Source organism: Nocardia alba NBRC 108234 (assembly GCF_001612665.1).
Lineage (GTDB): Bacteria > Actinomycetota > Actinomycetes > Mycobacteriales > Mycobacteriaceae > Nocardia > Nocardia alba.
This window is the reverse complement of sequence record NZ_BDAX01000039.1, coordinates 14953-41160: the sequence shown is the minus strand read 5'-3', so window position 1 is coordinate 41160 and position 26208 is coordinate 14953. Positions and strand designations below refer to the sequence as shown.

20 protein-coding genes are annotated in these 26208 nt (G+C 69.4%); 7 read left to right on the top strand and 13 right to left on the bottom strand.

All coding sequences use genetic code 11. The features are described from left to right. Positions 1 to 70 precede the first annotated feature (70 nt). The 7 genes from NA12_RS30620 to NA12_RS30590 all read right to left on the bottom strand — a co-directional run bounded on the left by NA12_RS30620 (position 71) and on the right by NA12_RS30590 (position 10981). Positions 71 to 1672, bottom strand: a complete 1602-nt coding sequence (locus tag NA12_RS30620) for a serine/threonine-protein kinase (RefSeq protein ID WP_084473245.1) — start codon at positions 1670 to 1672, stop codon at positions 71 to 73. Positions 1673 to 1760: 88 nt separating this feature from the next. Further along, on the bottom strand, positions 1761 to 3503 hold the full coding sequence (locus NA12_RS30615) for a penicillin-binding transpeptidase domain-containing protein (protein ID WP_067459450.1): 1743 nt from the start codon (positions 3501 to 3503) through the stop codon (positions 1761 to 1763). Positions 3504 to 3570: 67 nt separating this feature from the next. Beyond that, a complete protein-coding gene (locus NA12_RS30610) occupies positions 3571 to 5631 on the bottom strand; it encodes an acyltransferase family protein (RefSeq protein ID WP_371856038.1) in 2061 nt (686 codons plus the stop codon). 108 nt (positions 5632 to 5739) lie between these two features. Beyond that, positions 5740 to 6588 carry an arylamine N-acetyltransferase family protein gene (locus NA12_RS30605; protein WP_067459570.1) on the bottom strand — a complete coding sequence of 283 codons (849 nt, stop codon included), beginning with the start codon at positions 6586 to 6588 and terminating at the stop codon, positions 5740 to 5742. Positions 6589 to 6656: 68 nt separating this feature from the next. Next, a complete protein-coding gene (locus NA12_RS30600) occupies positions 6657 to 7649 on the bottom strand; it encodes an alpha/beta hydrolase family protein (protein WP_067459567.1) in 993 nt (330 codons plus the stop codon). 138 nt (positions 7650 to 7787) lie between these two features. After that, positions 7788 to 8768, bottom strand: a complete 981-nt coding sequence (locus tag NA12_RS30595; protein WP_067459445.1) for a TAXI family TRAP transporter solute-binding subunit — start codon at positions 8766 to 8768, stop codon at positions 7788 to 7790. A gap of 47 nt (positions 8769 to 8815) precedes the next feature. Then, complete coding sequence (locus tag NA12_RS30590; protein WP_067459440.1) at positions 8816 to 10981, bottom strand: TRAP transporter permease; 2166 nt, start codon at positions 10979 to 10981, stop codon at positions 8816 to 8818. A 136-nt stretch (positions 10982 to 11117) separates the two neighbouring features. Between NA12_RS30590 and NA12_RS30585 the strand changes: the two genes are divergently transcribed. From NA12_RS30585 to NA12_RS30575, 3 genes are all read left to right on the top strand, one after another. After that, positions 11118 to 11669, top strand: a complete 552-nt coding sequence (locus NA12_RS30585) for a P-loop NTPase family protein (protein ID WP_207905663.1) — start codon at positions 11118 to 11120, stop codon at positions 11667 to 11669. 52 nt (positions 11670 to 11721) lie between these two features. Beyond that, positions 11722 to 12900 carry a winged helix DNA-binding domain-containing protein gene (locus NA12_RS30580; RefSeq protein ID WP_067459564.1) on the top strand — a complete coding sequence of 393 codons (1179 nt, stop codon included), beginning with the start codon at positions 11722 to 11724 and terminating at the stop codon, positions 12898 to 12900. Between the two features lie 131 nt (positions 12901 to 13031). Beyond that, the gene (locus tag NA12_RS30575; protein WP_067459435.1) at positions 13032 to 16826 is read left to right on the top strand and encodes an nSTAND1 domain-containing NTPase; all 3795 of its coding nucleotides are present in this window, start codon (positions 13032 to 13034) and stop codon (positions 16824 to 16826) included. 330 nt (positions 16827 to 17156) lie between these two features. Here NA12_RS30575 and nadC read toward each other — a convergent pair whose 3' ends face one another. The 3 genes from nadC to nadA form a co-directional block, all read right to left on the bottom strand. After that, positions 17157 to 18017, bottom strand: a complete 861-nt coding sequence (gene nadC, locus NA12_RS30570) for a carboxylating nicotinate-nucleotide diphosphorylase (RefSeq protein WP_067459432.1) — start codon at positions 18015 to 18017, stop codon at positions 17157 to 17159. Between the two features lie 139 nt (positions 18018 to 18156). Then, complete coding sequence (locus NA12_RS30565) at positions 18157 to 19767, bottom strand: L-aspartate oxidase (RefSeq protein ID WP_067459561.1); 1611 nt, start codon at positions 19765 to 19767, stop codon at positions 18157 to 18159. 31 nt (positions 19768 to 19798) lie between these two features. Continuing rightward, complete coding sequence (gene nadA, locus NA12_RS30560; protein ID WP_067459558.1) at positions 19799 to 20836, bottom strand: quinolinate synthase NadA; 1038 nt, start codon at positions 20834 to 20836, stop codon at positions 19799 to 19801. 78 nt (positions 20837 to 20914) lie between these two features. Here nadA and NA12_RS30555 point away from each other — a divergent pair, with 78 nt between their 5' ends. Then, positions 20915 to 21631 carry an NUDIX hydrolase gene (locus NA12_RS30555; RefSeq protein WP_067459429.1) on the top strand — a complete coding sequence of 239 codons (717 nt, stop codon included), beginning with the start codon at positions 20915 to 20917 and terminating at the stop codon, positions 21629 to 21631. A 100-nt stretch (positions 21632 to 21731) separates the two neighbouring features. After that, on the top strand, positions 21732 to 22229 hold the full coding sequence (locus NA12_RS30550) for a nitroreductase/quinone reductase family protein (RefSeq protein WP_067459426.1): 498 nt from the start codon (positions 21732 to 21734) through the stop codon (positions 22227 to 22229). Between the two features lie 19 nt (positions 22230 to 22248). On the opposite strand, the gene NA12_RS30545 is transcribed toward NA12_RS30550, so the two are convergent. Next, positions 22249 to 22914, bottom strand: a complete 666-nt coding sequence (locus NA12_RS30545; RefSeq protein WP_067459423.1) for a TetR/AcrR family transcriptional regulator — start codon at positions 22912 to 22914, stop codon at positions 22249 to 22251. 94 nt (positions 22915 to 23008) lie between these two features. Between NA12_RS30545 and NA12_RS30540 the strand changes: the two genes are divergently transcribed. Both NA12_RS30540 and NA12_RS30535 read left to right on the top strand, forming a co-directional pair. Continuing rightward, positions 23009 to 23962, top strand: coding sequence for an ATP-binding cassette domain-containing protein (locus NA12_RS30540; RefSeq protein WP_243655124.1), 954 nt, complete (start codon positions 23009 to 23011; stop codon positions 23960 to 23962). Further along, a complete protein-coding gene (locus tag NA12_RS30535) occupies positions 23959 to 24768 on the top strand; it encodes an ABC transporter permease (protein WP_067459417.1) in 810 nt (269 codons plus the stop codon). Before NA12_RS30540 ends, NA12_RS30535 begins: the two co-directional genes overlap by 4 nt. 10 nt (positions 24769 to 24778) lie before the next feature. Here NA12_RS30535 and NA12_RS34270 read toward each other — a convergent pair whose 3' ends face one another. Both NA12_RS34270 and NA12_RS30530 read right to left on the bottom strand, forming a co-directional pair. Then, positions 24779 to 24946: a hypothetical protein gene (locus NA12_RS34270; protein WP_165914874.1), complete on the bottom strand. Its 168-nt coding sequence runs from the start codon at positions 24944 to 24946 to the stop codon at positions 24779 to 24781. Positions 24947 to 25043: 97 nt separating this feature from the next. Next, entirely contained in the window at positions 25044 to 26174 is a 1131-nt protein-coding gene (locus tag NA12_RS30530; protein WP_067459414.1) for an AI-2E family transporter, read from the bottom strand. Between the last annotated feature and the right edge of the window lie 34 nt (positions 26175 to 26208).

Below are 26208 nucleotides of genomic sequence, written 5' to 3'. Positions count from 1 at the left end.
AGCCATCGCTTTTCCACCCACATCCCGCCGAGGCGACGGACCCGACCGGCGGATCCGTCGCGAACACCGACTAGCGGGTGTCTCCGTCGATGCGCAGACTGCCGCCCGCGCTCACCACACGCATGACCATCGCCTTGGTCGAGCCGTTGATGGTGATGCTGGCCAGACGCATATTCGTGGAACCATCGGCGTTGTTGCCGCTGACCGCGGTGATGCTGGCGAAGGTGTCGACGGTGCGGGCGTTCCAGTACTCACGGAACGCGGCCTCACTGCCGTAGACCTGCTGCGCGGCGGGGGTGAGCAGCGACCACGAACCGGACGGGTTGCTGAAGAAGTCCTCCACCAGCAAACCCGCCGACCCGATGTCGACGGTGCCGACATTGCTCGCCTGCCCGAGCTGCGGAACCGCCGCGCTGGGCTTGGGCGCCGCCGAGGACTGCACCGAGGTCGCCGGACCGGCCTGCACCGGCGGCGCATCCGAGTCCGAGCTGTTCATCGCGCTGAACGCGATGGCGACCGCCGCGACCACCGCACCCACCGCGGACCCGATCAGCACCGCGCGCCCCTTGCCTGCCTGCTTACGCGGAGGGGCGGGCATGGGATGGGCCTGGGTGTGCGGGTGCGCGGCGGTGTCGTGACGGACCTGCGGGCGCGGGTTCGAGCGGATCTGGCGGGTCGTGGCGGTGGACGCGCCCGCGTGCGAGGCTCGACCACCGGACTGCCGGATCACCTGCGTGGTCGCCGCGTTGTTGCGGCGGTTGAAAGCCTCACTGGCGGGGATGAATCCGGCGGGCACCGCGTTGTCGTCGTCGGCGAACGCCGCCAGCGCGTCCCTGGCCTCGGTCATCGTCGGACGGTCGAGGGGGTCCGGGCTGAGCAGGTCGAGCAGGAAGTCGGTGGCCGGGCCCGCGTTGTGGGGCTCGCGCACCTGTCCGTTCGCGGCGGCGTAGAGCACCGCGAGCGGATTGGCATTGGCGCCGTAGGGCGGTTCGCCTTCCAGCGCGTGGAAAAGCGTTGCGCCGAGGGCGAATACGTCGGCGGCGGGGGTCGGATCGGCACCACGCGCGACCTCGGGCGCCAGGTAGGCGGCGGTACCGCAGATCAGCCCGGTCTCGGTGAGCGTCACGTCGCCCGCCGCGCGGGAGATGCCGAAGTCGGTGATCTTCACCTCACCGTGGTCGCCGAGCAGGATATTGCCCGGTTTCACGTCGCGGTGCACCAGCCCCGCCTGGTGCGCGGCGATCAGCGAGGAGGCGACCTTCTCACCGATGCGGGCGACCTCGAGCAGCGGCAGCGGGCCCTTCTGGCCCAGCTCACCCGCGAGGCTGACCGACTTGAGGTACTCCATCACCAGGCACGGGTCACCGTTGTGCTCGGTGATGTCGAACACCACGATGGCATTGGGATGCTGGAAGCGCGCCGCGTTGCGGGCCTCCCGAATCGCGCGCTGGCGCAACACATCCCGCTCGCCCTCGGGCAAGCTGGGTTTGATGTGGATCTGCTTCACTGCCACGGAGCGTTGGAGGCGTTCGTCGACAGCACGCCATACAACGCCTGTGCCGCCGCTACCAATACGCTCGACCAGGCGGTAATGCTCCGCGATCTTCTGACCGGTATCGATGGCGCCTACTCCGAACCTTCTCGAAATTGTGACATCCCGCGTATTGACCATGGGTATGGTCCGCCGCCGATTGTAGCTGGCTGTGTGATGACCGCGTGCGGCAGCGGGGGGATTGCTCGCCTGCGGGGGGAAAGACGACTCATGGTGTCACACGTAGCATCCGTCCCGCTGCCTCGACCGCCGGTCCGGAGCTCCCGGCGTCGGCGACGAACACCGCGAACGCCAGGTCACCGTCGATGCCGACGAACCAGCCGTGGGCGTGGGTGTCGTCGAGGTACTCGGCGGTACCGGTCTTGCCGAGCAGACCGGGGATATCCCGCAGCGCGGTGGCCGTTCCGGCACTCACCGTCTCGCCCATCATGGTCTCCAGCTGCGACATCACCGTCGCGGGCACCGGCGCCGACGGTCGATCGGCGGTACCGGGACGACCCCGGATGATGCTCGGAGCCGGGGCGGATCCGTGCGCGAGGGAGGCCGCGACCAGCGCCATGCCGAACGGCGACGCCGTCACCGTGCCCTGTCCGATGCTCGATTCGACCCGCTGCGCCGGACTTTCGGCGGCGGGGACTTTCCCGGTGACAGTCGTCAAGCCGGGTGTCACATAATCCACCCCGAGACCCAGCTGCTGGGCGGCCGCGGTGAGTCCGTCGGCAGGCAATCTCACTCCCAACTCGGCCATCGTGGTGTTGCACGAGCGTGCGAACGCGGTGTGCAGGGGCACCATACCCAGGTCGAAGCCGTTGTCGTTGGGAATCGTGCGGCCCTCGATGGTGGCACGGCCGGGGCAGGGCAGTACGGAGTCGGGTGTGAGGCCGCCGGCCTGCAGTGCCGCAGAGACGGTGACGGTCTTGAACGTCGAGCCCGGCGGGTAGAGCCCGGTGAGCGCGATCGGGCCCGCAGCGTCGGCGGGCGCGTTCTGGGCGACGGCGAGCACCTCGCCGGTCGAGGGGCGTAACGCGACGATGGCGGCCGGTGTGGCGATCGGGGTGAGCGCGTCCTCGGCGGCGTGCTGGAGGTCGATGTCGAGGGTGCTGGGGATGTCGGCGGTGGGCAACGCGTCGGGTCCGGCGATGCGCTGGGTGCCTTCGGCGGTCTGCGCGCGGATCGCCCAGCCCGCGGCGGCGTCGGCCTGCTCCTGCCAGATCTCGGCCAGTCCCCCGAGGCTCGGTCCGGCGAGGGTCTTGTCGACGGCGAGCAACCGGGTCTGCGGCGCGAGCGTTACCCCGCGCACACCTGTCAGCGTCTGCCGCACCGGCGCGATGTCGCTCTCGCGCAGGGCGACGGCGGTGATCGGTTTGCCCTGCGCCGCACCGAGATCTGTCCGCAGCGTGGTCTCGGTGACGCCCTGCGGCGCGAGCAGCGCGGCGACGGCGGGCAGGTCGGCGTCGGGTGCGACGTTCACCAACGTCACCACCTGCTGGGTCATCAGGTCACCGCCGGAGGCATCGAGTACGCGGGCCGGTTTCGCCGCGACCGGGCTGTAGCTGAGCGCGCCGAGGTCGAGGCCGGGCGCGACGGTGCTCGGCTGCCAGGCGATCTTCCACTCGTCGTCGCCGGTGGTGGTGCCCGCGCTCGCGTAGGTCCACACGTTTGCGCCGTCGGGGCCGAATTTCCAGGTGGATTCCAGGGTGAAGGACTTGTCGTCGGTCGACGACACCCGCACCGTGTCGTTCTTGCCGAGGTTGTCGAACAGCGCGGTCAGGACCGGGCGGGCCTGCTCCGGTGCGTCGGTGAGTGCCGCGGCGGCGGACGCGTCGCCGCTGGTGAGCGCGGCGGCGAAGGATTCGGCGACCGTCTGCGGCTGGTCGGGACCGGAGGAGCAAGCCAGGGGCAGCGCGGCGAGCGCGACGAGCAGGACCGATGCCTTCCGTGGTGTGCGCACGGGTCCGAGACTAGCCCGATCCGTGGTACCGGTGGGGTTGTCGTTTCTGCTGTGACGGGCCCATCCGCTACCACCAGCCGGTGATCGCCCCGATCTGGCGGCCGAGTTCGGGCGCGAGCGAGCGAGCGTAGCTGGCGGTCAGGTGGTGTTCGTCGCGATAGATGAGCACATTTCCCTCGACCACCCGGCAGCGCTGCGGTCGACAGACCGCGTCGGACAGGTCGAGCCGATGGACATTCGGGTAGCCGGCCGCCGGTTCCTCGGCGGGATCGTGCGGATCGAGAACGTCGGTGCGATCGAGCCCGCAGCTGTCGGGGTCACCGCGGTGGGCCAGACAATCGGTGGCGCGGTAGAGGACACCGTCGCGACGCAACCGCGGCGTGTCCCGCAGGGCGAGCACGTTGAGGCCGCGGTCCTGCAGGGCCGTCCACACCTCGAGGTATTCGTTGGGCACCTCGTCGCCGGTGCCGTTCTGGCGGTAGCGGGTGGACAGCGTCAGCACCCAGTTCGGGGGGTCGGCGGCCAGCCGGTCGAGCACCTCGACCGACCACTCGTGGCATTCGGGGAACGGCCACTCGGCGTAGGACGGCTGATCGGCGAGAACGACCGGACAGCCCTCCTTGAGATAGGACACCACCCGGAACCCGTGTTCGCGGGCGAGCGGTTCCAGCGCGGGCAGCCAATGCTCGGAGTGCGACCCGCCGACCAGCGCGATCGAGCGGGCGGCGGTCGGGTCACCGTAGGTGCAGACGCGGACTTCCCGGTTGGGCGTGATACAGCCGTCGGTGGTCGGCGACGGGGTGTCGGCCTGTCCTTCGAAGACGGTGGGCCGCATGGGTTCCGGCGAGTAGTCGGCGCCGGTGAGCAGCGCGGCGGCGCCCGGATAGCGGTGGGTGTCCAGTGCCTGCGGCGGCACGGCCGGGTTGGCCACGAGCACCACCTGCCAGCCGAGCGAGGCGATCAGGACCGCGACCGCGGTGGCGGTGACGAGGGCGCCGGTCATCGTGGGGCTCTCGACCTGCCGACCCCGCGGCGGCATGCGCAGTGGCGTCTCGATCAGCCGGGTGGTCGCGTAGGCCAGGACCAGCGAGGCGCCGATCACCACCACACCGTCGACGACGCCCGCGTTCGCCCGCCCGGTCTCACCGAGGTAGAAGATCAGGATCGGCCAGTGCCACAGGTACAGCGGATAGGCCAGCGCGCCGAGTTCGGTGCAGAACCGTCCGGCCAGCAGCCGGTTGGGCCATGCCCGCGCGGCCACGCCGATCCCCGAGACGATCACCAGGCAGGCGGCCGCCACCGGCCAGAGGGCGGCCACGCCGGGGAACTGATTGGCGCCGTCGAACAGCGGACCGCACGCCAGCACCATGGCCAGCCCGATCGCGGCGGCGAGCCCACGCAGCCGGTTCGGGATCCGCAGCCAGGGCGCCGCGACGGCCAGCATCGCACCGGCCAGCAGCTCCCAACCGCGCGCGATGCTGTCGTAGTAGGTCCAGGCCTGGTGCTGCGCGGTGCCCGACGCCGCGTACCAGAACGACAGCGCCGCCAGCCCGGCCAGCACGGTCAGCAGGGTGAGCCGCCCGGCCGAACCGCGCCGGCGCAGCCAGGCCCAGCCCGCCAGCAGCGCGAGAATCGCCAGGTAGAACTGCCCCTGCACCGACATCGACCACAGGTGCTGCAGCGGACTCACCGAGGGATCGGGTGAGAGATAGTCCAGTTCGGCGGTGGCCAGATACCAGTTCTGGCCGTAGAACATCGACGCCAGCGTCTGCGCGGCGGCCGCACCGAGTTGGGTATACGGCCGCAACACCACCGTGGCGACCAGAATCGCGGCTAACACCACGACCAACGACGGCATCAACCTGCGCAGCGTCCGTCGCGCCGTGTCCGCCGCGGACGCCCCGCCGCGCCGCTCCACCCCGCGCACCACCGCGCCGGTGAAGAAGAAACCCGACAGCACGAGAAAGACATCGACACCGCCGGATACGCGGCCCGCCCACACGTGGAACGCCACCACCAACGCGATCGCTACCCCGCGCAATCCGTCCAGATCCCGACGCCGTTCCACGGTGCCCTCGACCGTCGCACCCGCCACAACCGGCGATGCGGTCCGAACGTTCGGCACCAACGACCCCACAGAATCGGCCCCCACAAAGGAATTGTTTCCCGGCAAGTAACCATCAATTTGCCGTAGCGCCACCCAGGAAGCAAACCGCCGTGCCGTGTGGGGAGGGTGTTATCCGATTCGCCAGGGCGTGGTCGTCAGGGTGGTGGCATCGGATTCGTCGAGGTCGATGTCGAACACCTTCGCCAGCACTTCGGGCAGCTCCGTGGGATCGAGATCACGCGAGGTGGCCGTACCGTCGGGATATTCCGCGCTCAGCGTCAGGTCGTCGAGCACGTGGTGGACATCGGGCAGGAATCGCTGGAGGAAGGGGCGGGTGGTGAACGGTGACCGTGGCGAGGTCGACACGAAGTGGTTGCCGACCGCGTAGTCGATGCGGAACTGCGGGTTCTCGGTGAAGGTGTAGCGGTCGATCCAGCCGTCGCGGCTGAACTGGAACAGCACCCACAGCTCATCGGCTCTGTGCTCCAGCCGGTAGCGCCAGTCGCCGATCAGGAATTCGCCGCCGCCCTCGACCAGCTCGAACGGTGCGAGCGGTCCGAATCCGAAACCGACATCGCAGACCCAGACCCGGTCGTCATCGGGTGTGGTCACGCGCAGTAGCGCGTGGGTCGCCGGCCGCAGTGCGCCGGTGTCGGCCACGCCGTAGGTGACCCGCCCGCTGAGTCCCGCGACACTGAATCCGAACCGTTCGAGCGCGGCGGCGAAGATCCCCACATTCTCGTAGCAGTAGCCGCCACGACGGCGACGGATAAGCTTGTCCTGCAAGGCTTTCAGATCCAGCGGGATGTCGCGACCGAGGATGATCTCCAGGTTCTCGAACGGGATGGTGGTCGTATGCGCGCGCACCAGGGCGCGCAGGGTGTCGACCGATGCCGTGCGCGGCCCGTCGTAGCCGATCCTGGACAGATAGGCGTCGAGATCCAGCTCGTCGCCCTGCCAGCCGTGATCATCGGTCATCGCGTCCTCGTTTCCGGTCGGTGTCCCTCGCACAACCGTGGCTCATCGAACCTTTGTTCCCACCGCGCTCAGGCAGCGCACTTGGCACCCTCGGGCGCGGGCGGCGCGGTGACCACGCCGCGCTCGACATCGACGACATAGTCGCTGACCTGCGGCGCGAGCGGCTCGGCGCCCGCGAGCAGGCGCAACACCACACATCCGCCCTCGAACAGCGCGGGTCCGACAGAGTGATCACCCGCGACGATCGCGCCGGTCAGGTCGCGCCCGCTGACCACGGTGTAGAAGGAGAACGGTTTGCCCGCCGCGGTCAGCGCCGCGCGCAGTTCCACACTGGTGGCGAAGGGCACGATGGCGTCGGCGGTGCCGTGGATCAGGAAGGCCCTGCGCATGGTCAACCGGTCGGCGAGCAGCGCGGGCGAGCGCTCGATGTAGGCGAGCGGGCAGATCATCGGCACGCAGCCGCCCGCGTCGCGTTCGATCTGGCGCGGCAGCGCGGGATCCACCGAGCCCGCGGCCGCCCACATGGTGAAATCGTCGGAGGGGCCGTAGTTGTCGACCCAGTAGTCGAACAGCCCGGGCGGCCCGTGTGCCACCGCGAGCCCGCTGGTGATCCCGCCCTGACTCCACCCCCACAGCACGGTGGACGCGATATCGGGATGCTCACCGCGATACCACTGCGTCGCCGCCACCAGGTCGTGCCAGCCCGCCCAGAGATTCCAGTCGCCGGTGCGCCACGGTCCGTCGGCGCTGCGCAGGTCCATGAGCAGAATCGGCGACCCGCCGGTGCGCGCGAGCGCGGCCATATACGGGGCGAAGTCGGCCGACGATCCCCCGTGCCCGTGCACCGCGACCACGAGTTTCGTGGCCGGGCTGTCGCCGGGGACACAGCGGTACGGCTCGTACACGCGTCCGGTCGCCCGCTCGCCGTCCACGGTGATCGCGACCTGGCGCAGGTCCACGCCCGGTGCGCACGGTGGTTGCGCGCGCACGGCGGGTCCGACCACGGCCGACATCGCGACCAGCAACGCGCACACCGCCACGACGACCCCGACCCGCTTCATGTCGCGATTGTCCGTCACCCGCGGACCGGGGTCCAGCACATTGTCGCGCGTTCCCTCTCCGACAGACACGGCCCCGCAGCCCCCACGGTGCGGGGCCGCCGGGACAGCCGGAACAAGATGGATCCGTTCGCGGTGACCTCAGCGCAGCGCGACCTCCGCCCCGCGATGCAACAGCACCGGCGCCGTCTTGCTCGCGGTGTCGGCATCGATCCCCTTGGCGGCCGGATTGGCCTGTTCCAGTTGGGGTTTGCGATCCATCAAGGTCTCGGTGAGCACGCAAGCCAGGTTCGCGTCGAGGTCCTCGCGCACCACGAGCAGGTTGGGCACCACTATGGTCGGCGCGTCGGCGGGCAGCCCGTAGGTGGCGGCCGGGATCGAGCCCCGCTCGTAGACGGGGTTGATCTCCTTCAGTTTCGGCAGCACGCCGGTGATGTCGAGGAAACCGACCTTGTCCCCAGCGGTGGTGAACAGGTCGGTGATGCCCGGTGTGGGCAAGCCACCGGACCAGAACATCGCGTCGATGGAACCTTCCTTCAGCCCGTCGACGGTCTTGGTGAGGTCGAGGCGCTGAGCGGCGACATCGCTGTCGGGGTTCAGACCCGCGGCTTGCAGCACGCGCTGGGCGATCACCTCGGTACCTGATTTGGGCGAGCCGGTGGAGACCCGCTTGCCGCGCAGGTCGGCGAGGGAGTTGATGCCGGCGTCGGTGCGCACGATGACCTGGGTGTAGTTGTCGTAGAGCCTGGCCAGCGCGCGGATCGGCTGCGCGCTGGTGAAGCTGCCCGTGCCCGCGACCGCGTCGGCCGCGGAGTCGGCGAGCGAGAAGCCCACCTGATAGGTGCCGCCGACCACCTGCTGGATGTTCTGCACCGAGGCGCCGGTCTCGGCCGCGGTGGCCTTCACCGTGCCGCCGGTAACGGCCGAGATCTGCTCGGCGTAGGCGTTGCCGAGCGCGAAGTACACGCCGGTCGCGTTGCCGGTGGCGATGCCGATCCTGGTGTCCTGCTGCACCGCGCAGGTCACCTCGCCGCCCGCGTCGGCGGTCGGGGCGTCCTGTCGACCGCCGCAGCCGGTGAGCAACGCGGCGGCCGCGACCACGGCGACCATTGTTCTGACCATGAGGTCCCCTTCCGTCGACGGCCGGGCCGCCTGTCGATTCCCGCGGATCACGCTGTGTCCGTGGATGTTCTGTGCGCCCGGCCGAGCAGGCCCGCCGCCACCGCGACGACCAGCACGCCGAGCCCGATCCCGGTGGCGACCGGATCCGGATACAGCAGGATCAGGCCTGCCACGGCAGCGATGCCGCGCACGATCGGACCGATCGCGCCGATTCCGAACAGCCACCCGCCGGTCGCCGCCGCCAGCGCCGCGACGCCGACGCAGGCGGCCGCGCTCACCCACAGCACGTCGAGCACCGCACCACGCCCGAGCAGGTGCTGCCCGGAATCGGTGAGCACGAACATCAGCGGCACCAGGAACGCGGGCAGCGCGTACCGCAGTGCGTGCCACATCGTCGGCATGGCCTTCGCCCCGGTCACCGCGGCCGCGCCGACAGCGGCCAGCGCGGTCGGCGGCGTCACCTCCGAGAGCACCGAGAAGTAGAAGACGAACATGGCGGCGGCGGGTGCGGCGACGTCGAGGTCGAGCAGCGCGGGCCCGATGATCACCCACCCGATGACGAACGACGCCGTCACCGGAACCGCGAGACCCAGCAGCGACAACGCGATCGCCGCCAGCACCGCGGTGCCGGCCAAGACGACGGCGGGATCGTCGGACAGCGCCGATCCGGCCTTGACCAGGAGCGCGGCCACCTGCGCGCCGAGGCCGGTCTTGGTGGTCATCGCGGTGATCACGCCCGCCGCCGCGCACACCGCGACCACCGGCAGCGCCGCGCGCATCCCGTACGACAGCGAGCGCAGGGCCTCGATCACGAACCGCAGCGCGCTCTCGCCTGACCAGCGACGCCGATCCGCGGTGGCCGGGCCTGCCTCGGCTGACTCCGTCACGCGCTGTCCAGCGGGCGTCGTCGTGCGGTCGGCGGCCGCAGCCGACGCCGCATCGGTCGCCGCGGCACCGCGCAGCATCCGGTCCGGGATCGCGAGCAGCAAGGCGAGCACCGTCGCGTACACAACCGCACGGGTCGCGCTCACGCCGACCAGCAGGAGCACGACGATCACGATCAGCGACGAGAAGTGATACCCGAAGCGCCCCAGCAACTTCCACCACGGTGTCGGCAGCCGACCGTCGGCCGGATCCGCGAGCGCCCGCCCGTCCGCGTGGATCCGGCGGGCATCGATCTCGACCGACAGCAAAATGCCCAGGTAGTACAGCAGCGTCGGGATCAGCGCCCACCCGAGCACCGTCACGTACGACACGTCGAGGTACTCGGCGACGATGAAGGCCGCGACGCCCAGCGTCGGCGGCGACAGAATCGCACCGACGCCCGCCGCCGCGAGCATCCCACCCGCCTGCTCGGGCCGGTAGCCCGCCTTGCGCAGAATCGGCCAGGTCACCGCGCCGGTGCTCACCGCGGTCGCGGTCCCCGACCCCGAAACGGTCCCGAGCAGAAACCCCGACGCCACCGCCGTGCGCCCCGCCGCGCTGTGCGAGCGACGGAACAGCGACACCGACAGATCGACGAAGAACCTTGCCGCACCGGAGAATTCGAGTACCGCTCCGTACAGCGTGAACAACACGATGTAGCTGGCGGCCACATCCAACGGGGTGCCGTAGAAGCCGCTGCCGGAGTTGTACAGCGCGTCGACGATCTGATCGACGTCGAGGCCGGCGTGCGCGATCGACCAATCCTGTGGCAGCAGACCGCCGTAGTACCCGTACCCGAGGAACACCAGACACACCACCGGCAGGATCACCCCGGTGGTGCGCCTGCACGCCTCCAGCACGAGTACCAACAGCAACCCGCCCATCACGACGTCGAGCGGCGCGAGCATCCCCTGCCGATCGAGAAACGCGTCGTATCCACCACCCGCGTCACCGATTCGCATCGGCAGCACCGGATACAGGCAGACCACCAGGGTGATCACGGCCAGCACCCAGTCGAGCACCGATGGCCCGTCGGCCCGATCGAGCGGACCCCACCACGACCGATAGCTCAGGTACACCAGCGGCAGCGCGACAGCCAGGAAGATGACCAGGTAGTACTGGCTGCCCTGCGCCAAGGGCCGAAACACCTGCCACACCGACAGCAGCGCGAGTCCGAGCGCGACGACACCGACCAGCCGACCCGGGAATCCGGAGAGCACCCGAGCGGGCCGCTCCTCGTCGTCCACCCCCAAATCCGCCGCAGTGGCAACCGGTGGCGCTGCGTTCATGAGCGGACGATAGCAACGAGATTCACGCCCGGTGACGAAATCGACAACCGTGCGGTCCGCAGCCGCGAATACGTTGCCGCCGAGGCGAATCCGCGAGCCAGGCCGAACTACCGTGGATAATGCCATGGTGGCTGTGATGCGACGAATCGTGGTGATGGGGACTTCGGGGTCGGGCAAGAGCACGCTGGCCCGGCAGATCTCGCGGCGGCTCGACATCCCGCACATCGAACTCGACGCGATCCATCATCAGGCGAACTGGACACCGATGGCCGCGCCCGAATTCCGGGCCGCGGTGGCCGAGCGGATCGCCGGGGACGCCTGGGTGGTCGACGGCAACTACCGGGGCAAACTCGGTGATCTGGTGTGGCGACGCGCCGATGCGGTGGCCTATTTCGACCTACCCCGGTCACTGGTGATGCGCCAGATCGTCCGCCGCACCGTCGCCCGCGCGCTGACCGGGCGCGAGCTGTGGAACGGCAACCGGGAGCACTGGCGCGAAGTGATCTCGCTCGACCCGGCACGATCGGTGATCGTGTGGGCTTGGACGACCCACGCGAGGAACCGGGCGAACTACCTCGCGGCGCAGCATGACCCGGCATATCGGCATCTCACCTTCGTCCGTCTGGGTTCTCATCGCGCCGCTGCCGCGTTCCTCGACGGTCTCGCCCGCCCACTACCGCCGATGTAGCTCGACTCGGGCGTACGCCGTGATTGTCGGAGCCCCCGCCTACGATCCGCTCATGCTCTCGATCGATACCGCGCAGCGTCGCGCCCGGCTGGCGACCAGGCATCGGCTCGCGCCGTCGGCCCGTTCGAACGACCCCGTGGACATCGCCCGTTCGATGGTGGTGCTGCACGCCACCGACCCGGCGACGGTGTACCTGTCGGTCGGCGCACGCGGCATCGATCTCACGCCCGCCGATGTCGAGAAGGCGCTGTACGACGACCGGGCCCTGGTTCGCATGCTGGCCATGCGCCGCACGATGTTCGTCGCGCCGACCGGGTTACTCCCCGTGCTGCAGGCATCCACCTGCGATGCGCTGGCCCATAAGCAACGCCGCACGTACGGTCGCTATATCGAGCAGGCGGGCGTCGTCGAGGGCGACGTCGCGACGTGGCTTGCCGACGTCGAAGCCGAGACCCACGCGGCGCTGCTGACTCGCGGCGCGGCAACCGGAGTCCAGCTGAGCAAGGATGTGCCGCGTCTGCGCACCCAGATCGACGCCGCCCCCGGAAAGTCCTATTCCAAGCCGACCAGCATCACCACCTGGGTGCTGGTGGTGCTCGGCGCGGAGGGCCGAATAGTGCGCGGCCGTCCGAACGGCAGCTGGACCAGCAGCCAGTACACCTGGTCCCCCGTGGAAACTTGGCTCCCCCAGGGGTTTTCACCACTGCCGACCGCCGAGGCGCGCACCGAACTGGTGCGTCAGTGGTTGTACGCCTTCGGCCCCGCCCCGATCACGGACCTGAAGTGGTGGACCGGCTGGACCCTCGGCGACGTCAGGAAGGCACTGGCCGAGCTGGACACCGTCGAGGTGGACCTCGACGGCACCCCCGGCCTGGTCCTCGCCGACGACCTCGCCCCTGTCCCCACCCCCGAACCCTGGGCAGCGCTGCTCCCGGCCCTCGACCCCACCCCCATGGGCTGGCAATCCCGAGGCTGGTTCCTCGGCCCCCACACCCCCGCCCTCTTCGACACCAACGGCAATATCGGCCCATCCATCTGGGCCGACGGCCGCATCGTGGGCGGCTGGGCTCAACGCCCCGACGGCGAAGTGGTCACCCGCCTGCTCGAGGACGTGGACGCCGACACCCGCAGGCTGATCGACATCGAAATAGATCGCACCACAACCTGGTTCGGCGACATCCGAGCCATCCCCCGATTCCGAACCCCGCTCCAACGCGAACTCACCGCCTGACCGCCATTATTTCGGCCGTATCCCGCCGTTGCGGCACACCGGCGATTGTGACAGCCACGACATACCGCGCGCTCCAGCAAATCCGTAGCATCGAGGTGATGTCATGGCGTGTCCAACGGGAGTGAGCAGCGGTGAGTACCATCCGCGCCGACCTGGCGCATCGGCTCGAGCTGCTCTACACCGCCGCCGGAGCGCCGCCGTTGAAGGCTGTCAGCGCCCGCGCGACCCGGGAGATCCGCGCCCGCAATCCGCGCGCCCGCGAGGTCAGCGCCCAGCGGATCTCGGACTGGCGGCTCGGAAAGAGCGTGCCCGCGAAGTTCGACGGCCTGTCCGCGGTGCTGAGCGTGCTCGTTCCCGCCGCCCGCGCGAACCGGCCCGAGCCCGAACTACCCGGCCTCTACTCGGCGACCGCCTGGCGGAAACTGTGGTCACGCGCGCAACAGGAACCCACCGGCAACCGGACGGCGAACTCGACGGTCTGTCCCTATCCGGGTCTGGCCGCGCTGACCATCGCCGATTCGGAGTATTTCGCGGGGCGCGACAAACAGGTCGAGGCGATGCGAGCGTGGTTCACCCAGAACCTAGGAACCGGCGAGCCGCTGATCCTCGTCGGCGACTCCGGGGTCGGGAAGTCCTCGCTGCTGCAGGCCGGGTTCGCCGCCCGGATCCGGGACGAATTCGACGTGCTGTTGGTGACACCGGCCTCGGTGCCCGCCGACGAACTCGAATCCTGGGCACACGATCGGGCCGCCGAGAAACCGTATGTGCTGGTCGTCGACCAGTGTGAGGAACTGTTCCTGCCGCCCTTCGACGACGCGGGCGCCGATCGCTACCTGGAGATTCTGCGCACGCTGACCGTCGCGGGACCGGCGCGGCCGGGTCGGTGCGCGGGCGTGGTCATGTCCCTGCGCGCCGACTTCTACACTCACGCGTCCCGGCATCCGGCACTGGCGACCCTGCTGGAGACCCATCAGATGGTGCTCGGCCCGCCGACGGCACAGGCCCTGACCGCGGCCATCGTGGAACCCGCGGAGAAAGAGGGGCTCGGCGTCGGCGACGGACTCGTGGAGTTGATGCTGGCCGACCTCGGCGTCCGCGGCCACGACACCGCGATCCGCGCCGGTACCTTCCCCTTACTCGCCCACGCGCTGCGCAGTACCTGGCAGTTCCGCGACGGCAATGTGCTGTCGGTCCGCGCCTACGAACAGGCGGGCGGGGTACGCGGCGCCATCGCCGCCAGCGCCGAACAGCAGTGGGAGTCCTTCGATCCGCAGGAGCGCGAGACCGCGCGCACCATCCTGTTGCACCTGGTCACGCCGGTGCCGGACGGGACGGCGGTAGGACGCCACGTCGATCGCGACGCCCTCGTCCGCCGATGCGCCGATCCGTCGTCGGCCGGGCGGGTACTGGCCGCGCTGGCCGAGGCCAGGATCATCACCCACGATGCCTACGGCACGTCGCTGGCGCACGACGCGGTGATCGGGGCATGGCCGCGGCTGGCCGAATGGATCGACGAGGACCGCGAGGACGCGATCATCCGGCATCGGCTGCACACCGATGTCGAGGAATGGACGGGCTCCGGCCGGGACCGGTCGCTGCTCTACCGGGGCAGCCGGCTGACGGTGGCGCGGGAATTGCGTGCCCGAACACCGCACGCTCTCTCGGCGGATGGCAACGAATTCCTCGACGCGGCTACGGCCGTCCGGCGGCGGCAAACGGCCGCCAAACGCGTGCTGGTGTTGGTGCTGGTCTTCGCGGCGCTGGTGACATCGGCGCTGGCGGTGGTGTCGATGCGCCAGAGTCAACGGGCCGAGCGCGAACGCGCCGACGCGCAGTACGCCGCGCTGCTCGCGGCATCCGAACGCGACCAGGCCACGGATTCGACCGAATCGGCTCAGCTCGCGGTGGTGTCACAGGTCGAACGACCGGGCGATCCGCGCGCCCGCGGACTGCTGCTGGCCTCCCAGTCGTCCCCGCTGGCCGCGACGGTGTCCGCGCATCAGGGCGCGATCTACGGGTCGGCGCGCTCGAGCACCGGATTGGTGGCCTCGGCGGGTTACGACAACACCGTCCGGTTGTGGCGGCGTAGCGCCGAGCACGGCCTCGTCCCGGTCGGCGCACCGCTGAGCACCGGATCATGGGTCGCGTCGGTCGCCTTCTCCCCTGACGGCCGGACCGTGTACGCGGGCGGCGGCGCCGGTCTGGTGTATCGCTGGGATGTGGCCGATGCCGAGCGTCCGGTGGCCGGCCCCGATATCGACCTCGGTCATCGGGGCACTGTCTACGCGGTCGCCGTCCGTCCGGACGGCCGGTGGCTCGCGACGGCGGGCGACGACCGGACGGTCCGGCTGCATGATCTGGTCACCGGAACGACGCGAACGCTGACCGGCCATGGCGGCCCGGTGCGCACCGTGGCCTTCGCACCGGATGGGAACACCCTGGTCAGCGGTAGCGATGACCGCACCGCCCGCGTGTGGGACGTCACCGATCCCGACCGCGCGAGCATGCTCGGCGCGCCACTGGCCGACCAGGCGCTCACCGTGCACGCCGTTGCCTTCAGCCCGGACGGGTCGACCCTGGCCACCGGCAGCGACGACCAGACCTTTCAGCTGTGGTCACTGCGCGATCGCGACCACATCGTCGCGACGAGCGCGCCGATCTCGGCGCATGCCGCCGCGGTGTGGTCGCTGGCCTTCTCCCTCGATGGCCGGACCCTGGCCACCGCGGCCCGCGACGGGACCGCCGAACTGTGGAGCGTCACCGATCCGCGCGATCCCGTTCAGGTCGGGCAGCCGATGAACGGCAGTCGCGGTGCGCTCGCCACGGTGACCTTCCTCGACGATTCGACCGTCCTCACCGGTGGTCAGGCGGGCAATCTCCAGGTCTGGACGTTGTCGTCGGCCGTGGTCACCGGGCATACCCGCCTGGTCCAGGCGCCGAGCTATGACGCGTCCGGACAGCTGATGGCCACCGGATCGTGGGATGGCCAGGTGTTGCTGTGGGACACCACCGGCGCGACCCCACGACCGCTGTCGACGGTACTGCCGCTCGCCGACGATGTGCGGGTCGAGAACGTCGCGCTCGCACCGGACGGCCGGACCCTCGCGGTGACCTTCCTCGACACCGGTGACGTCGCCCTGTTCGACACGAGCGACCCCGCCGCGCCGCGCCGCCTGACCACGTTGCCGATTCCCCGCGCCCGCTACGCCCACGAACTGGCCTTCGCACCGAACTCACGGCTGCTGGTCACCGCCTACGACGACGTCAGCATGCAGGTGTGGGACCTGGCCGATCGCGCCGCCCCGATCCCCCGCCCCGCGCCGTTGACCGGACCGGGGGGCTGGGTGAACGCGGCGCTGTTCGCCCCCGACGGGTCGACGGTGTACGCGGCATCGGCCGACCGCCGCGTCCACCGATGGGATCTCGACGGCGCCACCCGATCGACCGTGGTCGCCGAGAACGGCGGCTCGGTGAACGCGCTGTCGATCAGCGCCGACGGCGCCCTGCTGGCCACCGCGGGCGACGACCAGATCGTGCGCATCCTGCGCGTCTCCGGGGACCATCTCGACGCCATGGCCGAGATCGGTGGGCACGCGAGCACCATTCGCTCGGTGAGTTTCGATCCGACCTCGCACCTGTTGGCCACCGGCTCCGACGATCAGGCTGTCCGGCTCTGGTCGGTCGAGAATCCCCGCGCGCCCCAGGCCGTCGGCGGCTCCCTCGCCCCGCCCGGGATCGTGCGCTGGCGGGTGGCCTTCAACCCGAGGGGCATGCTCGGCGCGGGCGGCGAGGACGCGGTGCTGCGGTGGTGGCACACCGACGCCGCCGCGGCGGCCGAGCGGGTCTGCACCGCGAGCCGCGGGACCGAGATCGATGCCGAAATTCCGCAGTGGAACACCGAGTTCACCAGCGCCTGCGAGCCGTGATCCGTCCGGAACGGAAGGTCGATTTTCGGCCATCTAGCTGCTGAAATGCTGATTCGGAACAGACACCGGATGGACCGGGGATGCCACTGTTGTGTTGCGCCGAACGGAGCGCATCTCCACCGGAACACCGAACGACAGGATCACCCATCATGCTCGAAGGATTCACTCAGCTGTTCAACAACTTCTACGCATTCGGCGGCGACTTCTTGAGTGTCGCCATCAACCTGGGTCTCTGAGGAATCCTCACCACGAAGCCCGCATGCCGAGCCCTCATCCTCGGCGTGCGGGCTTCGCGCATGTCTCCGATCTCCGGGTCCCTGCCACCCGACCTCACATGTCCAGGCCCAGATCGAGTACGCGGACCGAATGGGTGAGCGCGCCGATGGCGAGGTAGTCGACGCCGGTGCTCGCGTATTCGGCGGCCTGTTCGAGGGACAGTCCACCGGAGGACTCGAGTTTCGTGGCGGGGGCCGTCGCGGCGCGGCGTTGGACGGCGGCCTGGGTCTGCCAGAGCGGGAAGTTGTCCAGCAGGACGAGCTCGACGTTCTCGGCCAGGACCGCGTCGAGTTGTTCGAGGCTGTCGACCTCGACCTCACAGGCGATGTCCGGTGCCAGCGCGCGGACGGCGCGCAGGGCGTTCACGACCGACCCCGCGGCCACGACGTGGTTGTCCTTGATGAGGGCGGCATCGCCGAGGCCCATGCGGTGGTTGACGCCGCCGCCGACGCGGACCGCGTACTTCTGCAGGGCGCGCAGGCCGGGCAGCGTCTTGCGGCTGTCGCGGATCTCGCACCCGGTGCCCGCGACGGCGTCGACCCAGGCGGCGGTGGCGGTGGCGATACCGGACAGGTGGCAGACCAGGTTGAGCATGGTCCGTTCGGCCGTGAGCAGGCCGCGGGTGGGGGCGACGATGCTCAGCACCGAGGTCCCCGGCTCCACCCGGGCGCCGTCGGCGACCCGCGCGGTGATCTCGTAGGTGCCCGCGCCGAGCACCTCGTCGAGCACGAGCAGCCCCACGTCCAGTCCGGCGAGGGTGCCGTGCTGGCGGGAGACGATCGATGCTTTGCTCACCGCGTCTTCGGCCACCGTGGCGATCGTGGTGACGTCGGGCCCGTAGCGCAGGTCCTCGTCGAGGGCGTTGCGGATCAGCGTCAGTAGTTCATCACGGTCCAGGGTGGCGTCAAGTGCCATCACCGCACTCCTTGTTCTCGGGCGCACAGTGCGCCGTGGTCGATTCGATGGAGCGGGTCACCGCTCCACCGGCATTGCTACTGCGATTTCCGGGTGCGACCGGCCCCGCGTGCGCGAGCTCGGCGGGGAAGGTCGCCGGTCAACGCACGCCGAGGGGCACCGCGCACCGCGCGGGCAGGGCGGACAGTTCGAGGGCGCCGTCGGGCCGGAGCCGAACCGCCGTACTGTGCCGCTGGTCCTCGATCACGCCCGGCGACTCCGAACGCGTGTGACAACCGCGGCTCTCGGTCCGCGCCGACGCCGCGCCGAGTAGCGCCCGCGCGGTCAGCGTGAGCGACGCGTCCTCGATGCGCCGCAAATGCCGCGCCGCGGCGGGTGCGTCGGCGGTCGCCGAGTCGAGCAACGACACCGCCGACATCGCCCCGTCGATCCGCCTGCGCGCCGTCGCGAGTCCGGCGCCGTCTCGCACGACGGAGGCGTGCGCGGTCATCGCCTGCTGCACCACCGATCGCTCCGCGAATTCCACTGTCCACGAGGGGATCTCCTCGACCCGAGCGCGAACCCCGACCCGCTCGGCAGCCGCCGCCCCGGCCCGCTCCCCGACCACGAGCCCTTCGAGCAAGCTGTTGGACGCCAAGCGATTGGCGCCGTGCAGCCCGGTCCTGGCGACCTCGCCCGCCGCGTAGAGCCCGGCGACACCGGTCCGCCCGTGCGTGTCGGTGAGAACACCACCGCACTGGTAGTGCGCGGCGGGCGCGACCGGAATCAGCTGTGCCGCGGGATCGATGCCCGCGGCCAGGCACGAGGCGGTGATCGTGGGGAACCGCTGGGCGAACCCTTCGATGGCGCGCGCGTCGAGGAAGACATGGTCGGTTCCCAGCGCGCGCATCCGCTCCGCGATCGCCCGCGACACCACATCACGAGGCGCCAGGTCACCACGTGGGTGCCCCGCCGTCACCGAGGTCCCCTCGGAGTCGACGAGGATCGCGCCTTCGCCGCGCACCGCCTCGCTGATCAACGGTCGCCTGCCGACCCCGCCGGGGGTGTACAACACCGTCGGATGGAACTGCACGAATTCGAGATCGGCCACCGCGGCACCGGCCCACAACGCCAGCGCCACGCCGTCCCCGGTCGCCCCCGGCGGATTCGTACTCAGCGCGTAGAGCTGCCCGAGACCACCGGTCGCCAACAGCACAGCGGGTGTGTGCACCACGCCGAACCCGTTGTCCGACACCGCGATCACACCCCGCACACCCTCGGCGCCGGTCACCACGCGCAGCGCGGCGGCGCCGAACAATACGGGCAACCCCGCCGCGTTGAGCGCGCGCTGCACCTCGGCGCCCGTCGCGTCCCCACCGGCGTGGATGATGCGACGCGTGCTGTGCCCGCCCTCGCGGGTACGCGAGATCTGCCCGTCCCGGCCGAGGTCGAACACGGCGCCGAGGTCGGTCAGCGCTGCTACCGCCGCCTGTCCACCCTCGACGATCGACCGCACCGCGTCGACCTCGCACAACCCCGCGCCCGCTTCGACCGTGTCGTGCACGTGCGAGTCGACCGAATCACCGAGCGGTGCGACGACCGCGATGCCGCCCTGCGCATACTGGGTCGACGTATCGGTCGGACCGCCCTTGCTGAGGATGAGCACCCGCAGCCCACGCAACGAGGCCGTGCGAGCCGCCGTGAGTCCGGCGACGCCACCGCCGATGACGACCAGGTCGACCTCGGCCTCCCAGGAAACAGGAACCGTCATCGTCGTTACCGATTCGGTCGCACGGTGCCGGTCACTCGCCACCGCCGGAGTTACCGATGGCGATCATCCGCTGCACGGAGGCGCGACCGGCCTCGGCCATCGCCAGGTCGACGTGCACCTCGTCGGCGCCTTCGACCAGGCAGCGCAGCAGCGCGGCCGGGGTGATCATCTTCATGTACTTGCACGACGCGCGATCGTTGACGGCCTGGAAATCGATCCCGGGCGCCGCCTTGCGCAGCTGGTGCAGCATACCGATCTCGGTCGCCACCAGTACCTGGTTGGAGTGCGACGCCTTGGCCGCGTCGATCATCCCGCCGGTCGACAGGATGTGCACACGCTCGGCCGGGAACGCGCCCTCGCCCGCCAGATACAGCGCCGAGGTGGCGCAACCGCACTCCGGGTGCACGAACAATTCGGCGTCGGGGTGGGTGCGGGCCTGCTCGGTGAGCTCGTCGCCGTTGATGCCCGCGTGGACGTGGCACTCGCCCGCCCAGATGTGCATGTTCTCGCGCCCGGTCTCCCGCTTGACGTGCGCGCCGAGGAACTGGTCCGGCAGGAACAGCACCTCGCGGTCGGGATCGATCGATTCGACCACGTCGACGGCGTTGGAGGAGGTGCAGCAGATGTCGGTGAGCGCCTTCACCTCGGCGGTGGTGTTCACATACGACACCACCATCGCGCCGGGGTGCTCGGCCTTCCAGGCGCGCAGTTCGTCGGCGGAGATCGAGTCGGCCAGCGAGCAGCCGGCGCGCTGGTCGGGAATGAGGACGGTCTTGGCCGGGCTGAGGATCTTGGCCGTCTCCGCCATGAAGTGCACGCCGCAGAACACGATGGTGCCTTCTTCGGCCTCGGCCGCGATGCGCGACAGTGCCAGCGAGTCGCCGACGTGGTCGGCCACGTCCTGGATCTCGGGCAGCTGATAGTTGTGCGCGAGGATGGTCGCATTGCGTTCGCGCGCCAGCCGGCGCACCTCCTGCGCCCATTCCGGCGTCGCCTCGACACCCGCGTAACCGGTGGGTCCGTCGAAGACCGAATCCATCAGCGTCCGCTGTGCAGTCGTCGTCGCCATGGTGGCTCCCTTCATCGTGCGAGCGGCTCCATCGCCGCGATTCGCACCAAACCAGGTTTTCGACTTACAATCGAAAACGTGCCCCATAGTAACACCATCCACGAATCGCTCACCGCGGTGTTCCAGGTTCGCCGCTTCCCCTCGAGCATTTCCGCAGGTAGAGGCGCCAAGCACCCGGAATTGGCGGTTCTGCTGTGGGAACGCGCGCTCGATCCGCAGAAAGGCACCTGGTCACTACCCGGCGGCCGCCTGCGCGACGGTGAGGACCTCGACACCTCCGCCCGGCGCCAACTCGCCGAGAAGGTCGACGTGCGCGATCTGCACCACCTCGAGCAGGTGTCGGTGTTCAGCGATCCCGACCGCGTCCCCGCCCCGCGCCGCATCGCCTCGGCCTATCTCGGCCTGGTCCCCCTCACCACCGAACCCGAACTCCCGCCCGACACCACCTGGCACCCGGTCTCGAACCTGCCCGACATGTCCTTCGACCATCGCACCGTCGTCGACCACGCCCGCACCCGCCTGGCCGCCAAACTCTCCTACACCAACATCGCCTACGCCCTGGCCCCCGACACTTTCACCATGTCGACCCTGCGCGAAATCTATTGCGCCGCACTCGGATATGACGTGGACACCACCAATCTCCAGCGAGTCCTCACCCGCCGCAAGGTGATCACCCCCACCGGCGACACCGCCCCGTCCGGCCGGGCAGGCGGCCGTCCCGCGGCGCTCTACCGCTTCACCGACTCAGGCCTGCGAGTAACCGACGAGTTCGCCGCCTTCCGTCCCCCGACCTGACCGAAGTGCACACACCGCGCCGGATCACCGTACAGACCACGTAGCGGTGACAGTCGGTCGACGGCCGAAAGTTGTCGGTGGCCGGTGCCACACTGCGAGCATGGACAACGACGCGACGGGCGCGAAGCAGACCACCTCCTACGACGACCCGGATGCTCCCTGGAACAAGGAGTTCTCCGAGGAGGAGATGGCGGGCTGGAACGACGGGGTGATCACGGAGTTCCGGGAGAACCAGGGTCGCGTCGGGGGCGACTACGCGGGTGCCACCCTGCTGTTGCTGACGACGACGGGCGCCAAAAGCGGTAAGCCGCATGTGGTTCCACTCGGCGCGCTGTATCGCGGTGACCTGATGTACGTGAGCTCGTTCATCGAGGATCGGTACCCGGCCTGGTATCACAATGCCAAGGCCGACCCCCGGGTGACGATCGAACTGGGCGGCGAGAAGTTCGCGGCGACGGCCGACGTACTCACCGGCGAGCGCTACGTCGAGTTCGCGGCATGGGCACTGGCGGAGAACTCCTTGCTGGCCGAATACCAGGCCAAGGTCGACAAGCCGCTACCGCTGGTGGTGCTGACGAGAACTACCTCGCCGAGCTAGACCGCCCACGGCTCACCCTTCACGCGCGAGGCAGAATTCCGAGCAGCAGCGCGTCGATACCCGCGGCGAACACCGCGTCGTTGTCAGGCGGTGCTTCCCCGGTCGGCGCCGCACCGAACAGCGCGAGCAGATTCGGGTAGTCGCCGGTCATCGACGCGAGATCGGCACCGAGGCCACCGGTCGTCAGCCCCGCCGCTTCCTGCGCGCCGAAATTCGCACCCCAGCCCGACAGCATCGCCACGCCCATCATGGTCGCACCCGCATCGAGCCCCGCCGGTGCGAGCGCGCCGACCATCCGATCGAGGTAACGCACCGAGTTCGGGCCCATGGCGGACGGCTTGGCCTGCACCAGCCAGGAGTGCCGGCGGTTCAGCGTGCGGGATTGTCCGGCCAGCGTGAGCACGTCGGTGCGCACATCACCGGTCGGCTCCGGGTAGTCGTACTCGCCGGCGACACGGTCCACCATCAGCGCGATCAGGTCGTCCTTCCCGTCGACGTAGCGATACAACGACGCGGCGGCGGTGCCGAGTTCGTCGGCCACGCCGCGCATCGAGACCGCGCGCAATCCGCCGGCATCGGCCCGCCGCACACAGGCGTCGGCGAGCTGATCGAGCGTGTACGCCGGGCGCGGTCCCGGCCGTGGCGCCGCGGCGCGCGACCACAGCGAGGCTCCGGTCTTCGTCATACCTGCCAGCATGCCGCAGAACAATAGTTGCGAACACTGTTAGCAGATGCGTATCCTCCATTGCGAACACTGTTCCCAATGGAGGGAGATCGCCGTGCACGCCATCGAATCGGCCGCACTGACCAAGACCTACGGCAAGAACACCGTCGTCGACCACGTAGACCTGCAGGTACCCCCCGGCCAGGTACACGCGCTGCTCGGCCCGAACGGCTCGGGCAAGACCACCACTGTGCGCATGCTGGCGACCCTGTCGAGCCCCACCTCGGGCCGCGCCGCGATCCGGGGATTCGACACCGTCCGTCAAGCGAACGACGCGAAGCGACAACTCGGCTTGGTCGGCCAGTTCCACGCCGTCGACCCGCGCCTGACCGGACGTCAGAATCTCGTGATGCTCGCCCGCCTCAACGGCTTCCACGCCGCGAAGGCGCGCAAGCACGCGAACGAGCTGCTCGACCGATTCGAACTGGCCGAGGCAGCCGATCGCGTGGTCAGCACCTATTCCGGCGGCATGCGCCGCAGGCTCGACATCATCGCGGGCATGATCGTGCGTCCCGCGGTCCTGTTTCTGGACGAGCCCACAACCGGTCTCGACCCGCACAGCCGCAACGAGATCTACGGCTACGTCCGGGATTTCGTCGCCGAAGGCACCACGGTGCTGCTCACCACCCAGTATCTCGACGAGGCGCAGCGCCTGGCTGACGCCATCACCATCCTGCAATCGGGTCGGGTGATCGCGGCCGGCACACCGGAACAGATTCTGGCGACCGTACCCGCCGGTCTCGACGTCGTGATCGACGATCCACTCCGATACCACGAAGTGCTGTCGGTGCTCGACGGATTCGGCGGCTCACCGACGGATCCCCGACCGGACCAACAGCATTCGCCGATCGGATTGTCGTTCATGTTCTCCGGCGAAGCTCCCGGCCTGCTGCCGGTCCTGCGCGCGCTCGACGCCGCGGGCATCGCCGTCCGCGATATCGGTGCCCGCGTCACCACGCTCGACGACGCATTCCTCGCGCTCACCGGTCGTGATCGGATCACGGCATGAGCGCCACCGACACTCGTGCGGTGTCCCTGTTCACGGGCGCGTGGGTGCTGTTTCGGCGGGTTCTGACGAATTACCGCAATTCCCCTGGTCTGTTCGCGATCACGCTGGCCGCGCCACTGGGCATGATGCTCCTGTTCGGCTTCGTCTTCGGCGGTGCGCTGGCCGGCGGCGGCGATGCGAGCGAATACCGTTCCTACCTGGTGCCGGGGGTGCTCGTCCTGGTCGCGGCCATGGGCCTGACATCGACCGCGATGACCGCGAATGCCGACCTGCACAGCGGATTCACCGATCGGATCCGAGCCCTGCCGTTGTCGGCCGCGGCGGCACCGGCAGGATTCGCGCTGGCCGAGACCGTCGTCGGCACCTTGGCAATCGCACTCATGGCGGGAGCCGGCTATCTGATGGGCTGGCGGATCGATGCGACGCCGAGCGAGATCGTGGCGGCGCTGGTGCTACTGCTCGCATTCCGCTGCGCGCTGTCCTGGCTCGGCATCGCGCTCGGCGCGGCAGTCCGCGACGAGCAGATGCTGCAACAGACCGCGCCGTTGATCTTCGGCACCTTGATGTTCTCGAATGTCTTCGTACCGACGTCGTCGATGCCGACGGTGATCGCGGCGATCGCCGAATGGAATCCGGTGAGCAGTCTCGTGGCGGCGCTGCGCGAGCTACTCGGCGCCGGCCTGCCCGACCCGGCCGGCAGCGCATGGCCGATGCAACATCCCGTCGCGGCGGCGACCGCCTGGATGATCGCATTGTTCGCGGTCGCGGTCCCCATCGCGATTCGTCGGTATTCCACCGATTCCTGACGAGTCCTGTTCAGCCGTCCTGGCGGCGATCGCGGTGCTTCGGCGAACGCCGGTAGGTTCGCCCGCTGGGCACCGCGGTGGCAGCGGACGAGCTGCGCAGGGCGTGGCGGCGGCGCCAGGCGACCAGATCGGGTCGCTCGGCGGGCGGCTCAGTGGATTGCCCGGCTGTGGTCTTCATGGTCAAGGTCCTCCCCCGAAAATACGATGCCGCCAGGATAGGAAGCGGGTCCGACCACATTCCACTGGTTTTCCGGTGAACCGACCCGTGGCGCGCGCTATTCCTTGTCCATCGCCGTATCAGCCGCCGCGTGCTTGCCCGATTCCTTCCGCGGTGCGGGTTTCTGGTCGATCGGCGCGCCGATCAACACATCCGCCCAGCGCGTTGTCGGGTCCACGTCGAACAGCAGCGCCTTCACCAGCAACGTCAGCGGAATCGCCAGCAGCGCACCGAGCGCACCGATCACCCACGCCCAGAACACCAGTGACAGGAAGGTGATGGTGACCCCGAGGCCGACGGCGTCGCCGACGAACTTGGGCTGAATGATCGACTGGATCACGAAGTTGATCACCGAATAGACCACGATCACCCAGATCATCAGCACGGGTCCACTGTCGAGCAGGGCCAGCAGCGCGGGCGGGATGACGCCGATGACGAACCCGATGTTCGGGATGTAGTTGGTGATGAACGACAGCAACGCCCACAGGATCGGCAGCGGCACCCCCATCAACCACAGTGCGCCACCGTCGATCACGGCGACGATGGCGCCGAACACGGTGGACACGATGAGGTATTTGCGTGTCCCGTGGACGAACCCCTCGAGCGCCTGTGCGATCGCGGGTCGCTCGCGGGCCACGATCGATAGTCGATGGTCCATCGTCATCCCGTCGACGGCCATGAACAGCAGCAGGGCCACCACGAAGAACAGATTCGAGAAGACCCCGAGCACACCACCGACCAACTCCTCGATGATGCCGACGGCCTTGCCCATATCGATGCCGCTGAGCGCCTTGTGGATCTGGTCGGAGCTCACTCCGACACTCGACAACCAGTCGCGCCCGTGGTCGAGCAACTCGTTGAGCTTGTCGCCGTATTCGGGCAGCAGCGAGGCCAACTGGACCGCCGACAGCGCCAGGGCTCCACCGATTCCGAACAGAATCGCGATCACCGCTACCAGTGCCGCGGCCATGCCGAGCCACGCGGGCCACCCTTTGCGGCGCACCCAGGTCTGGATCGGTTGCACCGCGATGGTCAGCATGAGCGCGAGGAACACCGGTCCGACGATGCCGGAGAAGGCCTTCAGACCCCCGATGGTCACCACTGCCGCCCCGAGCGACAGCAGCACGATCAGACCGCGCGGAATCGACCATTCGACCGGAGGTGCGGTTTCGGCGCTCGACTCGGACATGCGCCGAACGGTAGCCACGCGAAGCGGGGACCAC

What these genes read in the sequence shown, in the direction of transcription:
- NA12_RS30620 (WP_084473245.1), bottom strand. Translation starts at nt 1,672, where the DNA reads ATGGTCAATACGCGGGATGTCACAATTTCGAGAAGGTTCGGAGTAGGC.
- NA12_RS30605 (WP_067459570.1), bottom strand. Translation starts at nt 6,588, where the DNA reads ATGACCGATGATCACGGCTGGCAGGGCGACGAGCTGGATCTCGACGCC.
- NA12_RS30600 (WP_067459567.1), bottom strand. Translation starts at nt 7,649, where the DNA reads ATGAAGCGGGTCGGGGTCGTCGTGGCGGTGTGCGCGTTGCTGGTCGCG.
- NA12_RS30595 (WP_067459445.1), bottom strand. Translation starts at nt 8,768, where the DNA reads ATGGTCAGAACAATGGTCGCCGTGGTCGCGGCCGCCGCGTTGCTCACC.
- NA12_RS30590 (WP_067459440.1), bottom strand. Translation starts at nt 10,981, where the DNA reads ATGAACGCAGCGCCACCGGTTGCCACTGCGGCGGATTTGGGGGTGGAC.
- NA12_RS30585 (WP_207905663.1), top strand. Translation starts at nt 11,118, where the DNA reads ATGCGACGAATCGTGGTGATGGGGACTTCGGGGTCGGGCAAGAGCACG.
- NA12_RS30580 (WP_067459564.1), top strand. Translation starts at nt 11,722, where the DNA reads ATGCTCTCGATCGATACCGCGCAGCGTCGCGCCCGGCTGGCGACCAGG.
- nadC (WP_067459432.1), bottom strand. Translation starts at nt 18,017, where the DNA reads ATGGCACTTGACGCCACCCTGGACCGTGATGAACTACTGACGCTGATC.
- NA12_RS30565 (WP_067459561.1), bottom strand. Translation starts at nt 19,767, where the DNA reads ATGACGGTTCCTGTTTCCTGGGAGGCCGAGGTCGACCTGGTCGTCATC.
- nadA (WP_067459558.1), bottom strand. Translation starts at nt 20,836, where the DNA reads ATGGCGACGACGACTGCACAGCGGACGCTGATGGATTCGGTCTTCGAC.
- NA12_RS30550 (WP_067459426.1), top strand. Translation starts at nt 21,732, where the DNA reads ATGGACAACGACGCGACGGGCGCGAAGCAGACCACCTCCTACGACGAC.
- NA12_RS30545 (WP_067459423.1), bottom strand. Translation starts at nt 22,914, where the DNA reads ATGACGAAGACCGGAGCCTCGCTGTGGTCGCGCGCCGCGGCGCCACGG.
- NA12_RS30535 (WP_067459417.1), top strand. Translation starts at nt 23,959, where the DNA reads ATGAGCGCCACCGACACTCGTGCGGTGTCCCTGTTCACGGGCGCGTGG.
- NA12_RS34270 (WP_165914874.1), bottom strand. Translation starts at nt 24,946, where the DNA reads ATGAAGACCACAGCCGGGCAATCCACTGAGCCGCCCGCCGAGCGACCC.
- NA12_RS30530 (WP_067459414.1), bottom strand. Translation starts at nt 26,174, where the DNA reads ATGTCCGAGTCGAGCGCCGAAACCGCACCTCCGGTCGAATGGTCGATT.